Here is a 13142-nt window from a genome sequence, read left to right on the forward strand (position 1 = left end):
GAGATCGCAATGCTCTGGAATCAACTCAATCAAACGGTCGAACTCGGCTGGGACTTTTACGGCCCGGTTCTGATTTTCGTTGTCCTTGTCGCTCTGGCCGTGCCCGTTTGGGCGGCCATCGGGTCGGCGGCCATCGCAATGCTAATCCTGTCGGGCGCGTTGCCGCTCTCTTTGGTCGGTGAAAGCCTGTTCCATGGCATCGACCACTTCGCGCTGACAGCTGTTCCGCTTTTCATCTTGACCGGTGACGTGCTGGTGCGCACCGGGCTTAGCCGCAAGTTTCTGGATGTGGCCGAAGCCTTGACGCAATTCGCCAAGGGCGGATTTGGTTCGGCCACCGTGCTGGTCTGCGGCATGTTCGCTGCGATCTCGGGCTCGGACGCGGCGGGTGCTGCGGCCGTGGGTCGTATGACCATCGACCGACTGGTCGAGTCGGGCTATCCACGCCCCTATGCCTGTGCGCTGGTCGCAGCCGGTGCCTGTACCGGCATCCTGATCCCACCCTCGATCGCCTACATCATCATCGGCCTTGTGTTGGGTATTTCCGCCTCGACCCTGTTCCTGGCGGCTGTCATTCCCGGCCTTGCCATTCTGATCTCGATCCTTGTGACCAACATCATCATGAACCGGCTTTATGGTTGGGAAGGTGGCGGCAATATCGGAATGTCTGAGTACCTATCGCGTCTCGGTAAGGCTTTGAAATCCGGCTGGTACGCCTTTATCGTTCCCGGGATCATCTTCTACGGCATCTTCTCGGGCCGTTTGACCCCGACTGAGGCTGGTGCGACCGCTGTGGTCGTGACCATCATCATGGGGTTCATTCTGGGCACGTTGAAACTCAGCGATTTCCCGTCAATGCTGGTGAGCTCCGCCAAGGTGAACGGGGTGATCCTGCCGATCATCGCATTCTCGCTGCCTTTGGCGCAGGCGCTGGCCATTCTGGGTGTTCCCCAAGGCTTTGTCGCCGCCGCAACGTCCGTCAGCGAAGAGCCTTGGGTGCTGATCCTAATGATGATCCTCATCCTGATCGCCGCGGGATGCGTGATGGAGACGACGCCGAACATCGTGATCCTCGCACCGATCCTCAAGCCGTTGGCCGACAATGTCGGAATGAACGAAATTCAGTTCTGCATCATGATGATCACTGCGCTGGGTGTCGGGTTCATCACGCCACCCCTAGGGCTCAACCTGTTCGTGGTGTCGGGGCTTACGGGCGAATCCATCCTAAAGATCGCCTACAGGGCCATCCCGTTCGTGCTGTTCATGCTGATCGTGACGCTGTTCATCGCCTATGTGCCCACGATTTCAACCGTCTTCCTTCCTGACATCTATAAATAGGTCCGCCCATGCCGAGAGAGTACCTCAAGAAAGCGACGCTGACGTCCAAAAGCGATGCCTCGGAAACCAAGAAAATCGTTCGCGAGATCCTTGATGATATCGAGGCCGGAGGTGATGCCAAAGCGTTGGAATACGCGGCGAAATTCGACCAATATGACGGCGAGATCATACTATCGCCCGAGGCGATAGCGGCCGCTGCAGCTCAGGTGCCGGACAAGCTGCGTCGTGACATTGAATTCGCGCATCAAAACGTGAAGAAGTTCGCGCAAGCGCAGTTGGGAACCGTTGCTGATTTCGAGATCGAGGTCGTCCCCGGTCTGATCGCCGGGCAAAAGGCGATCCCCGTCGCGGGAGCCGGGTGTTATGTGCCCGGTGGACGCTATAGCCATATCGCCAGCGCGATCATGACGGTGACCACAGCCAAGGTCGCTGGGTGTCAGAACATTGTCGCCTGCTCTCCGCCTCGGCCCGGTGTCGGGGTTGCGCCCGCGATTATCTATGCCGCGCATGTCTGCGGGGCGGACAAAATCCTGGCCATGGGCGGTGTTCAGGGCGTCGCCGCGATGACCTTTGGCCTGTTCGGGCTGCCCAAGGCAAATATCCTCGTGGGCCCCGGCAATCAGTTCGTGGCCGAGGCCAAGCGGATGCTGTTCGGACGCGTGGGTATCGACATGATCGCGGGCCCGACCGACAGCTTGATCCTTGCGGATGGCACAGCAGATGCGATGATCGTTGCAACTGACCTCGTCGGGCAGGCCGAGCATGGGTACAATTCGCCCGTTTGGCTGGTAACCGATGATCGCGATCTCGCCGAAGAGGTGATGCGTCTGGTTCCGGTGCTGATCGATGATCTGCCAGAGGTCAACCGTGACAACGCTGCCGCGGCATGGCGGGACTATGCCGAGGTTATCCTGTGTGGCGACCGCGAAGAGATGGCCGCCTGTTCGGATGACTATGCCCCGGAACACCTGACGGTTCAGGCCGCAGATCTGGACTGGTGGCTGGACAGGCTGTCCTGCTATGGCTCGTTGTTTCTGGGTGAAGAGACAACCGTTGCCTTTGGTGACAAGGCGTCCGGCACCAACCATGTGCTGCCGACCTCGGGTGCAGCCAGCTATACCGGCGGATTGAGTGTGCACAAGTACATGAAGATCGTGACCTGGCAGCGTGCAACGCGCGAAGGTGCCAAGCCGGTGGCCGAGGCAACCGCCCGGATCGCCCGGCTTGAGGGGATGGAAGGCCATGCGCGCACCGCCGATATCCGGCTGAAGAAATACTTCCCCGGAGAAAACTTTGACCTGTCAGCCGATGGCTAGCGAGCCTTCTGATCGTTTCAGTGTGGCCGGACGCGTTGCCTGTGTAACTGGCGCAAGCTCGGGCCTGGGACGCCGCGCCGCACAGGTTCTGGCCAAGGGCGGAGCGTCGGTCGTAGGCGTCGCCCGCCGTGCCGATGCGCTGGAAACGTTGAAGGACGAAATGAAAGGTGACTGCGCGACGGTGCAGGCCGACGTGTCTGATCGAGACAAGATCGAAGGGTTGGCGGAGCGGGTTTCCGCGCCGTTCGGTCCTCCGGATATTCTGGTGCACGCTGCCGGTCTGAATACGCGCGAGTTTGCGGATGACGTGACCCCGCAAGGGTGGGACGCCACCATAGCCGTGAACCTGACTGCACCATTCTTTCTGAGCCAAATGTTTGCGCCCGCGATGCAGCGGAAAGGTTGGGGGAGGATCGTCAATTTTGCCTCTCTTCAATCCTTTCGCGCGTTCCCAGGGGGCTTGGCCTATGGCGCAAGCAAAGGGGGTGTCGCGCAACTGACACGCGCGATGGCGCAGGCTTGGTCTGCGCAAGGCATCAACGTCAACGCACTGGCACCTGGGTTTTTTGAAACCGAACTGACGGCTGCGGTGTTTGCAGATGCGGAGCGCGCGGCGCGTAATGCGGCGCAAACCTGCATCGGCAGAAATGGTGAGCCGGAAGATCTGGATGGTCCCTTGCTGTTCCTGTGCTCGGACGCATCGCGATTCGTGACCGGGCAGGTGCTGATGTTGGACGGGGGGTATACTGCGAAATGAAGGCGCTTGTGTATGAAGGCCCCGAAAAACTGGGGTTCCAAGATGCCCCGGATCCTGTTCCGGACATAGGTGAGCAGCTTATTCGCGTCGATGCGGTTGGCATCTGCGGATCGGACATGCATGCCTATCTGGGTCACGATGATCGCCGTCCGGCCCCGCTGATTCTGGGGCACGAGGCCGCGGGCGTGATCATCGGAGGCGTGCGCGATGGGGCGCGGGTGACGATCAATCCGCTGGTCAGTTGTGGCAAATGCCCTGCCTGTCAGGCCAGCCGCGAGAACCTGTGCCCGCACCGCCAGATCATTTCCATGCCGCCCCGAGAGGGGGCTTTTGCGCAATTTGTGAAGATGCCCGACGACAATCTGATCCCGGTGCCGGATCATGTGCCTTTGGCCAAGGCGGCACTGGCCGAGCCGCTTGCCGTCAGCTGGCACGCCGCGCGGCTGGGCTTGCAGGTGCTGCACCCTGCGTCCGAGCGGCGCGCCGTGATCATCGGCGGGGGCGCGATCGGGCTTGCCGCGGCGTTGGCTTTGCGGGCCATGGGGTGCGCAGACGTGACTGTTGTCGAACCCAACGAAACGCGCTGTCGGTATCTGATCGATCATTGCGGTGTCGATGCCGTGGAGCAGGCGACTGAGGCCGCGCCTTTGGTCGTAGATGCGGTGGGCTATGCTGCTACCCGCGCGGTGGCTTCGGCCATGACCTCTCCGGGTGGGGTCATTGTCCATATCGGTTTGGGCGAAGACACGGGCGGTTTGGACATCCGACGCATGACCCTGCAAGAGATCACGTTTATCGGCACCTATACCTATACGGTGCAGGATTTTCGCGACACATGTGCGGCGCTTTTTGACGGCCATCTCGGGCCGCTGGACTGGGTCGAACACCGCCCCCTGTCCGAGGGCGCGTCGGCGTTCCAGCACATCAGATCCGGCGCCATCGCCGCGCCCAAGATCATACTTTTTCCAAATGACTGAGCTTTAAGGAGACCTCCAATGGCAGAAATCCCGCACCTTCTTGTGCATGAACACAACGACAATGTCGGTGTGGTGGTGGTCGAAGGGCTGACCGCTGGCACCGACATGTTGTGTTGTATAACCCATGACAACTCGACCTTCCGCATGACCGCAGGCGCAGATGTACCCATCGGCCACAAGATCGCACTGGCGGATCTGAAGACCGGCGACACGGCGACCAAATATGGCGAGGACATCGGCAAAATCATCGCCGACATCCCCAAAGGCGGTCACGTGCACACCCACAACTGCAAAACCAAACGCTGGTAAGGAGCGCGCAAGATGGCATCGAAATATTCCAACATGACCGTCAAGGGCTACCGGCGGGAAAACGGCCGCGTCGGCGTGCGCAATCACGTGGTCATTCTGCCAGTCGACGATATCTCGAACGCGGCCTGCGAAGCGGTCTCGAACAACGTCAAGGGCACAATGGCTTTGCCGCACGCTTATGGCCGGTTGCAGTTCGGCGAAGACCTTGAACTGCATTTCCGCACCATGATTGGCACCGGGGCCAACCCCAACGTTGCCGCCGTCGTGGTGATCGGGATCGAACCGGGCTGGACCAAACGTATCGCGGACGGCATTCGCGAGACCGGCAAACCTGTGGCCGAGTTTTCCATTGAACAGAACGGCGATTTTGAAACAATCCGTGCCGCAAGCTGGAAGGCCAAGGAATTTGTCCACTGGGCCACGGAACTGCAGCGGGAAGAATGCAACATCTCCGAGCTCTGGGTCTCAACGAAATGCGGCGAAAGCGACACGACCACCGGACTGGGGTCCTGCCCAACCGTGGGCAACATGTATGACAAACTTCTACCCGAAGGGATCACCGGCTTTTTTGGCGAAACCTCCGAGATCACAGGGGCAGAACATATCTGTCAGAAACGCGCCGTGAACGAAGAGGTCGGCGAGCGGTGGTACAAGATGTGGAAAGCCTATCAGGACGATGTGATTTTTGCCCATCAGACCGATGACCTGTCCGACAGCCAGCCAACCAAAGGCAATATCGAAGGCGGTCTGACCACCATCGAAGAAAAGGCATTGGGCAACCTCGAAAAGATCGGGCGTACCTCGCAATACATCGACATCCTTGAACCGGCCGAAGCCCCGCAATCGGGCAAGGGACTGTATTTCATGGATTCCTCCTCTGCCGCGGCGGAATGCGTGACGCTGATGGCGGCAGGTGGCGCGGTGATCCACACCTTCCCGACAGGGCAGGGTAACGTTGTGGGCAACCCGATTGTGCCGGTCATCAAGATCACCGCCAACCCCCGTACCGTGCGCACCATGAGCGAGCATATCGATGTTGATGTTTCGGGCATCCTGCGTCGCGACATGACAATTGATGAGGCCGGGGATGCCTTGATCGACATGATCTGCCGCACGGCAAACGGCCGGAACACCGCTGCCGAAGCGCTTGGGCATCGCGAGTTCTCGATGACCAAGCTTTATCGCAGTGCGTGATGAACTTGCCGGGCGTTCCAATGGGCGCCCGGCACAACCTCCGGGTCGATGGATGATCCGCTTCAGGGCCTATTCATAAAATCGGCCCCTACAAGAAGGAACCGAACATGCCCAATCATATCCTAATCCCCGTCGCGCTGGATCATGAAAACATGGCGCAGCAAAAGCTTGAGGTTGCACGCCAGCTGCTGGCAGACGGCGGTCGGATTACTTTGTTGACTGTTCTTGAGGACGTGCCCGGGTTTGTCGCGGAGTTCGTAACCGTAAAAGAGACCAACCACCTGACGGAAAGTATCAAGGTAAAACTGACCGAGATTGCCGCCGACGCGCCGGAAATTTCGATCGACGTCATCTCGGGCAAGGCGGGTGTTCGCGTGCCTGAATATGCCGAACGGGCGGGTGTTGACCTGATCATCGTAGGGTCGCAAAAGCCGGGGGCGACGGGGTACCTTTTGGGTTCGACCGCATCAAGGATCGCACGGCGGGCGGATTGTTCCGTCTATATCGTGAGGTAAGGCTTTACCCGTTAAGTCATTGAATGGGCGTGCCACACATTCTTGACCGTTAGGTAATGATGCAGCCCTTCGCTGCCGCCTTCACGCCCGTAACCGCTGGATTTAACGCCACCAAACGGTGTTTCGGGCATCGAGGCCTCAAGCGTATTGACCGAGAAATTCCCAACTTGGATCTCATCCGTCAGGCGCGCGATATAGTCGGCGCGGTTGGTAAACGCGTAGCCTGCCAAACCATATTCTACCGAATTCGCCCGCATGATAGCCTCGTCCAGCGAAGTGACGGGGTTGACGATTGCCAGCGGGCCGAAGGGTTCCTCGGACATGACGACCGCATCATCGGGCACAGATGCAAGGACTGTGGGCTGAAAGAAACAGCCCGTGTCGCCGATGCGATCCCCGCCTGTCATCAGTTTTGCACCTTTTGCGCAGGCGTCCTTTACCATCCGCGTCAGCGTTTCCAAGCGGCGCGGATTGGCCGTCGGCCCCATTTGCACGCCGTCTTCCAGACCATTGCCCACGATGATGCCTTTTGTTGTAGCAACAAATGTATCCAGGAATTCATCGAATATATTGTCGTGGACAAAGAAACGGGTGGGCGAAGTGCAAACTTGCCCCGCGCTGCGGAACTTGCGGGTCGCGCTGATGACAGCGGCGCGGCGCGGGTCGGCATCCTCGCACACAATGACCGGCGCATGCCCGCCCAATTCCATCAGAACCGAGGTCATATACTCCGAGGCCAGCGTTGTTAGATGACGCCCGACAGCGGTGGACCCGGTGAAAGCGACCAATCGGATTGCGTCCTGCGGGATCAGATAGGATGAGATCTCTGCCGGATCTCCGAAGACGAGGTTCAGAACACCGGGCGGCAACCCGACGTCTTCGAAGGCTTTGGCGATATGAATTGCCCCGGCGGGGGTTTCTTCTGCCGCCTTGATGATGACCGCACAGCCCGAGGCAAGCGCCCCGGCAATTTTGCGCGCAGGCTGGCTCATCGGGAAATTCCAGGGCGAAAAAGCCGCCACCACGCCAATTGGCTGGTGGTGAACCGTGAACGTATCACCCGGTTTTGAGGGGATGACGCGGCCATAGGTCCGCATCGCTTCGCCTGCGTCCCATTCAAAGAATTCGGCCCCGCGAATGACCTCAAGCCGCGCTTCGTTCAGAGTTTTGCCATGTTCCAGCGTGATCGCATATGCGATCTCTTCCTGGCGTTCCCGCATCAGGGCGGCGGCGCGGCGGATCAGATTGGCGCGGTCCCTTGGCGCGGTCTTGCGCCAGGTTTCAAACCCTTTGACAGCGGCGGCAAGCGCGTCGTCCAGATCGTTACGTGTGGCTTTGGGAAGCCTGCCGATCACTTCATCCGTGGCGGGGTTGGTGACGGGAATGGTTTCAGATGTGGTTCGCCACGCGCCATCAATGAACAGTCTCAGGTCTGGATACATTTGCGCATTTCCCGAATTTGCCACCGTTTCAGGAAACATCGCGTGCGGGAGCATACCCGTTCAAGTGAATTGGAGGAATGCCGTTATCTCGAATCTGAATATCCAATGGTCCGGGCCATCTGGTCAGTTCATGTGTTTCGCCGCCTCACGCAGCGCGTCCAGCATGGCCATTCCGGCGGGCGACAACGGGCCTTGCTTGCGATAGCTCACCCCGACCGGCCCTGCGGCAAAAGGCAGTTCAAGGTCAATTCTTTCCAGAATGCCAAGGGACAAATCCTGCATTGCAACATGCGCAGGCATCAGGCCGATAAAGTCGCGCGATTGCAGCAGGCTGCGGTTGGTCAGATACGAAACAGATTCCATCGCGACCGGCGGCAGATAGTGGTCTTGTTTGAGGAAGAACTGATCCAGTTGCCGCCGCAAAGTGGTTTCCACAGGGGGAAGAATCCATCCGAAATCCTTCAAGTCCTCGAACGTGATCGAGGATTGCCCTGCCAGAGGATGCTGTTTGCCGACCACAATCAGGGTCTGTTCGCTGAACAGTTTTTCCTGCACCAATTCGTTTCGGTGCCGGTGCGTGGGCAATCGCCCGACCACAAGATCTATTTCGCCCGAACGCAACTCGGGCATGAGCACCTCGTTGGTGCCATCGACAACCTTGATCGACAGTTTCGGGCGTTCATCCAGAACACGCTCGATCGCCATGGGCAGCAAATGAGAGGAGGCCGCCAGAAGCGTTCCGATCACAACCCGCCCGCTGCTGCCTTCGTTCAGGTCGTCCAGTTCCTGCGCGGCGTTTGAGATTTGGGCAAAGATCAGCTTGCCATGCCGGATCAAAGCCTCTCCAAAGGGCGTGGGCACAACGCCGCGATTGGTTCGGTCGAACAGTTGAACCTCAAAATCCAGTTCCAGATCCTGGATCATCTTGGTGGCCGACGGCTGAGAGATGTTCAGCTCGCGCGCGGCGTTCTGAATGTTGCCATGTTTGCCAACCGCCACCAAGAGGCGCAACTGCTTGAGCTTTAGCCGCGATGTGACGCGGTCAACAATGCGGGCATGGCCGGAAATCACGCGGAACCTCCTTAGAACCGGATCAGGTTTTCGCCGTCGCAGATAGCGCTGACGACACTCATGGCGGCAAGAGCAGATGTTTTTAGGTTATCCGGCAAGGGCGCGCCTTCGATCCGAAATGTGAACTGGCCAAAGTCACCCTCGGCAATCACCTCGTGAATGTTTGATGTCACGGTCGGATCAGCAATCAGTTCGGCCTGTGTGTCATCCATTCCGATCCCGGCCAAAGCCACCGCTGCGGCGACATTTGCATTTTTGGGATAGGCCTTGGCGGCCTCGCGCGCTGTACCTTTGAAATGGGTCATCGGCCGGTCTGTCATTGCCTCCAGATCCAGCGTGTTTTCAGCCGGGCTGCCTTTCCAACCTTTGGGCGGTTTCCGCCCGACATAGCGGACGCGTTTCAGGCCCCCAACGCGTGCCGAACGCAAAGCATCCAACCCGCCAATCGCTCCGGGTACCAGTGTCAGCGTGGCGCCACTGAGCTGCGTGGCCTTAAAAAGCTGCGCCTCAAGTTCTGCGTCCGCCAATGCGCCCAGTGAAACGGTGATCACGTCCAGCCCTTCCTGCAAAGCCTCGACACCATGGGTGGCCAGCGCCTGATGCCCGGCACAATCGACAACCAGATCGATACCAGCGGGCAGATCGGCAATATTTGTCACGCAAAGCGCCCCGTCTGGGCCGGCACTTTTGCCGGGGCGCACGATATAGGCCACAACTTTGTGTCCAAGGTTTTCCAGGTGCCGGGTGGCAAAACCTGCCATGGCGCCTTTGCCGATGAAAGCGATGTTCATGGGTGCCTCACGTCGATTGCCTTATTGATAATCGAATTGATCCTGCGCCGCCATTCGCTTTCGTGATATCTGATTGCGAAGATTGAATTTGATCTTCTTCCGCAATTCCTGCTGAGATTTGCTGAACAGATGAATGGCCCAAAGGCATGAGGAGCGGTCGGTTGCACTATTCCAAACACGAAGCCAAGGAATATGCGCGGGAAAACATGCAAGGGATTTGGGCCGCGGCCCTGAACCCGTTTGATGCGTCCGGCGCGTTTGACGTACAAGGCCTGCGTCGCAACATTCGACACTGGGTCGACGATTTGGACATTCAGGGCCTGTTCATTGCGGGAAAACAGGGTGAGTTCTGGGCCATGTCTCTGGACGAACGCAAACACAACATGACCGTTGCGGCTGATGAATGCCGGGGCACGGCTGGCACGATCATGTCCATCTCGGATCAGAATGTGGATACGGTTCTGGAACTGGGAAGGCACGCGCAGGAGTGCGGTGCTGACTACGTTGTCGTTCACGCGCCCATGCTCAGCTTTTGCCACGATCGCGACGCGCTGTTGTACAACTATTACAAGCACCTGTGTGACCGCTTGGATATCGGCATTGCAATGTGGTCGCATCCTGACAGCGGTTACCTGATGGAGCCCGAAACATGCGCCCGGATCGCGGACTTACCCAATATCGTCGCTATAAAGTACTCGGTCCCGCGCGAGATGTATGTGCGTCTCAGCCACTTGGTTGGGGACAAGATCCATGTCTCGACCTCGCTTGAAGATGATTGGCTGGACAATATCGAAGAGCTGAACTGGAAACTCTACCTGTGTTCTTCGCCGCCCTACCAGCTGCAGACGCGCAACGACAAGCGGATGCATGAATACACTCAGCTGGCTTTTGCGGGCCGGTTTGCCGAGGCACGCAAGGTGCGCGACAGTCTAGACCCGGTGCGGGATGCGATAAAGCGCACAAAACCGGCGGGAAAGCCGACCGCACATGGAAAATACTGGCAGGAGCTGCTGGGGCAGGTCGGTGGTTCGGTGCGCCACCCCATGCTGGAACTCACCGACGCTGAAAAGGCCGCCACGCGCGCGGCCTTTGAAAGCTGTGGTCTAAAGCTTTAATCGAATTCTCCGGTCGTCCGACAGCATCAATTGTGTAACCGCCCGGGTTCGTCTTAGACTGCGCCCATGAGTTGTCCCGGTTTCATTCAACGTTGTGTGGGTATCATTGTCGGAGCGCTGCTGGCCCTGTCCCTGATGCCGGGTCATGTGGCGGCGCAAAATCGCGTTGCTTTGTTGATCGGAAACTCCGCCTATGCTCAGCCCGATATGGCCCTGCGCAACCCGGTCAACGATGTCACAGCCCTTGGCGCGGCCCTGCGCGAATTGGGGTTTATGGTCACTGAGGTTCTGGACCAAAACGCAGCCGCTATGGATCGGGCGGTTTCAAGCTTCGGAGAAGCTGCGACCGGCGCCGAAATGGCTGTCTTTTTCTATGCCGGACACGGCGTTCAGATTGGTGGACAAAACCACCTGATCGGCACGGAGTTTCAGGGCAATAACCTTGACGCATTGCGCAGCAATTCGTTGACCATGGACCGTGTGCGGGACGTGATGTCTAAGGCCGGGCCAAAGGTTGGGGTCCTGTTGCTGGATGCATGCCGAAACAATCCGTTTTCCGAAACCGGGATGGTTGCACAGGGGTTGGTGCGAACCCGGGGTGGCGCGGGTCTTTTGATCGCGTATGCCACGGATCCCGGGAACGTTGCGTATGATGGTGTGGGCGACAATAGCGCCTTCACCGCCAGTTTGCTGGACCATATTGCTACCCCGGATCTGGACATACGCCTGATGCTGGGGCGGGTCCGCCAGCAGGTGGTGCTGGATACGGGCGGGCGGCAAGTGCCGTGGGTCGAGGAATCTGTGCTGGACGAACACAGTTTCGCGCCGGGTCTGAAACCGGCTACCGAACAGGACGAAACGGCCGCGGATATGGCGCATTGGCGCAGGATTTCCTCCAGCGCGGCTGCACATGATTTTGAAACTTATCTTCAAATTCATCCCGACGGGCTGTTCGCGCCTTTTGCACGCGACCGGTTGAAGGCGCTGGGTGGTGTGGGTACCGGCAGCGCAGAGCAGCTGGCACCTTCGCTGAGTGAGGCGCAACCCGACAGGGTGGCTGCGGCTTTGACGGCATTGGGGTTTATGGGCGCTGGCCCGACCCGTGATCTTGATGGCGCTCTGGCCCAGTACAGCCGTGGACTGCCCAGCGGCAGCGCCGCCACCGCCCAGCAGCTTTATGAGGACGCAGCACAGGTTTCGGTGTTTTTGGCGGCAACGACTTTGCAACGCGTTCGGACCGATATTGTTGCCTTGCGTAGTGTCGAGCGGACCTTGGACATCGCCGAAGACGCATTGGCCCAGATCGAAGAGATCGCCCGTGAAAACGCAGATGCGCTGCCCGTGCTGCAGCAGGCGCGAAATGATGTCTATGACATTTACGGCTCACGCGGGGTCATCCTGCGCCGGTTGGATCAAAGCCGCAGCTACTACGATGAGTTATTGGGCCGCGCGGTGATATTCTTTCCGCCGGATGTTGACGTGTCGATCATCAGCGGCGCAAGCCAGCCGCGCGACCTTGGCTTTGCCAGTGCACAATTGACCGAAGATGCCGCCTTGTTTCTGCGCCATGTGGAAGAGGCGGATGATAGCAAAAAAGGAAGTTACCAATGGCTAACCGACCTCATTCCTCCAAGCTGAGCGCGCTCATGCTCTCGGCTGCACTGGCGCTTGCGGCTTGCGGTGACACCAGTCAGGAGGCCGCGCCACCTGCAGCGACCGGTGGATCGTCGCAGGCCGAAGCTGATTTGGCGAAACAAGCAGCGGCCATGCAAAAGACCATTCTGCAGGGCGCGATCGCGGGTGGCGTCACGGGCGGCGCCATCGGGTTTGGCCTGGGCGGAAGCGATGATATCGGAACGGGCATTTCGCTGGGGCTGGGGGCCGGGGCCTTGGCTGGAACCTACGTTGCGTTTGTGCAGCGCAACTATGCGGGGCGCGAGGCGCGGCTGCGTCAGGTCCGCAAGGATCTGGATCAAAACGCGGCCGAAATGCAGACGACCATCAATGTGATGAACCAGGTTCTTGCCGCACAAAAGGCCGAGCTTGATGCGCTCAAATCCCAAGTGGCCGCGGGAACGGTTGACCCCGTTGCGTTCGAGCGGGAACTGTCCGAGGCGAATGGAAACCTCGCGCAGATGGAGCTGGCAATTGACGGCGCGACCAAGCGGCAGGCCGAGTTCAACGAAGCCAGAAACCTGACCATTGCGCGTGGCCAAACGGCCTCGCCCATCGACGGTGATCTAGCGGCCCTGTCGAACCAGATTTCGCAGATGCGCGGGATCGCGGGTGATCTTGCGTCTTCGCTGTGACGAGGTGG

The 13142-nt window shown here is 59.0% G+C and carries 13 protein-coding genes; 10 read left to right on the forward strand and 3 right to left on the reverse strand.

The annotated features are described in order from the left end of the window. Positions 1–9: 9 nt before the first annotated feature. The 7 genes from ACR0AG_RS08860 (at position 10) to ACR0AG_RS08890 (ending at position 6406) form a co-directional block, all read left to right on the forward strand. Positions 10–1338: a TRAP transporter large permease gene (locus ACR0AG_RS08860; protein ID WP_480837932.1), complete on the forward strand. Its 1329-nt coding sequence runs from the start codon at positions 10–12 to the stop codon at positions 1336–1338. 8 nt (positions 1339–1346) lie between these two features. Beyond that, entirely contained in the window at positions 1347–2654 is a 1308-nt protein-coding gene (gene hisD, locus ACR0AG_RS08865) for a histidinol dehydrogenase (RefSeq protein WP_480837933.1), read from the forward strand. Then, on the forward strand, positions 2647–3411 hold the full coding sequence (locus tag ACR0AG_RS08870; RefSeq protein ID WP_480837934.1) for an SDR family NAD(P)-dependent oxidoreductase: 765 nt from the start codon (positions 2647–2649) through the stop codon (positions 3409–3411). Before hisD ends, ACR0AG_RS08870 begins: the two co-directional genes overlap by 8 nt. Next, a complete protein-coding gene (locus ACR0AG_RS08875; RefSeq protein ID WP_480837935.1) occupies positions 3408–4388 on the forward strand; it encodes a zinc-dependent alcohol dehydrogenase in 981 nt (326 codons plus the stop codon). Before ACR0AG_RS08870 ends, ACR0AG_RS08875 begins: the two co-directional genes overlap by 4 nt. Positions 4389–4406: 18 nt before the next feature. Continuing rightward, complete coding sequence (locus ACR0AG_RS08880; protein WP_480837936.1) at positions 4407–4697, forward strand: UxaA family hydrolase; 291 nt, start codon at positions 4407–4409, stop codon at positions 4695–4697. 12 nt (positions 4698–4709) lie between these two features. After that, positions 4710–5891 (forward strand): UxaA family hydrolase, encoded by a 1182-nt coding sequence (locus ACR0AG_RS08885; RefSeq protein WP_480837937.1) that lies wholly within the window; start codon positions 4710–4712, stop codon positions 5889–5891. Positions 5892–5998: 107 nt separating this feature from the next. Next, positions 5999–6406, forward strand: coding sequence for a universal stress protein (locus ACR0AG_RS08890; protein WP_480837938.1), 408 nt, complete (start codon positions 5999–6001; stop codon positions 6404–6406). Between the two features lie 11 nt (positions 6407–6417). On the opposite strand, the gene ACR0AG_RS08895 is transcribed toward ACR0AG_RS08890, so the two are convergent. The 3 genes from ACR0AG_RS08895 to ACR0AG_RS08905 all read right to left on the reverse strand — a co-directional run bounded on the left by ACR0AG_RS08895 (position 6418) and on the right by ACR0AG_RS08905 (position 9710). Then, complete coding sequence (locus ACR0AG_RS08895; RefSeq protein ID WP_480837939.1) at positions 6418–7848, reverse strand: NAD-dependent succinate-semialdehyde dehydrogenase; 1431 nt, start codon at positions 7846–7848, stop codon at positions 6418–6420. A 123-nt stretch (positions 7849–7971) separates the two neighbouring features. Beyond that, positions 7972–8919, reverse strand: coding sequence for a LysR substrate-binding domain-containing protein (locus ACR0AG_RS08900; protein ID WP_480837940.1), 948 nt, complete (start codon positions 8917–8919; stop codon positions 7972–7974). An 11-nt stretch (positions 8920–8930) separates the two neighbouring features. Then, positions 8931–9710: an aspartate dehydrogenase gene (locus tag ACR0AG_RS08905; protein ID WP_480837941.1), complete on the reverse strand. Its 780-nt coding sequence runs from the start codon at positions 9708–9710 to the stop codon at positions 8931–8933. Between the two features lie 161 nt (positions 9711–9871). On the opposite strand from ACR0AG_RS08905, the gene ACR0AG_RS08910 reads away from it, so the two are divergent. The 3 genes from ACR0AG_RS08910 to ACR0AG_RS08920 all read left to right on the forward strand — a co-directional run bounded on the left by ACR0AG_RS08910 (position 9872) and on the right by ACR0AG_RS08920 (position 13134). Beyond that, positions 9872–10825 carry a dihydrodipicolinate synthase family protein gene (locus tag ACR0AG_RS08910; RefSeq protein WP_480837942.1) on the forward strand — a complete coding sequence of 318 codons (954 nt, stop codon included), beginning with the start codon at positions 9872–9874 and terminating at the stop codon, positions 10823–10825. 66 nt (positions 10826–10891) lie between these two features. After that, positions 10892–12463 carry a caspase family protein gene (locus tag ACR0AG_RS08915; RefSeq protein WP_480837943.1) on the forward strand — a complete coding sequence of 524 codons (1572 nt, stop codon included), beginning with the start codon at positions 10892–10894 and terminating at the stop codon, positions 12461–12463. Then, complete coding sequence (locus tag ACR0AG_RS08920) at positions 12433–13134, forward strand: hypothetical protein (RefSeq protein WP_480837944.1); 702 nt, start codon at positions 12433–12435, stop codon at positions 13132–13134. Before ACR0AG_RS08915 ends, ACR0AG_RS08920 begins: the two co-directional genes overlap by 31 nt. Positions 13135–13142: the final 8 nt, after the last annotated feature.

Source organism: Ruegeria sp. H6, assembly GCF_056532975.1.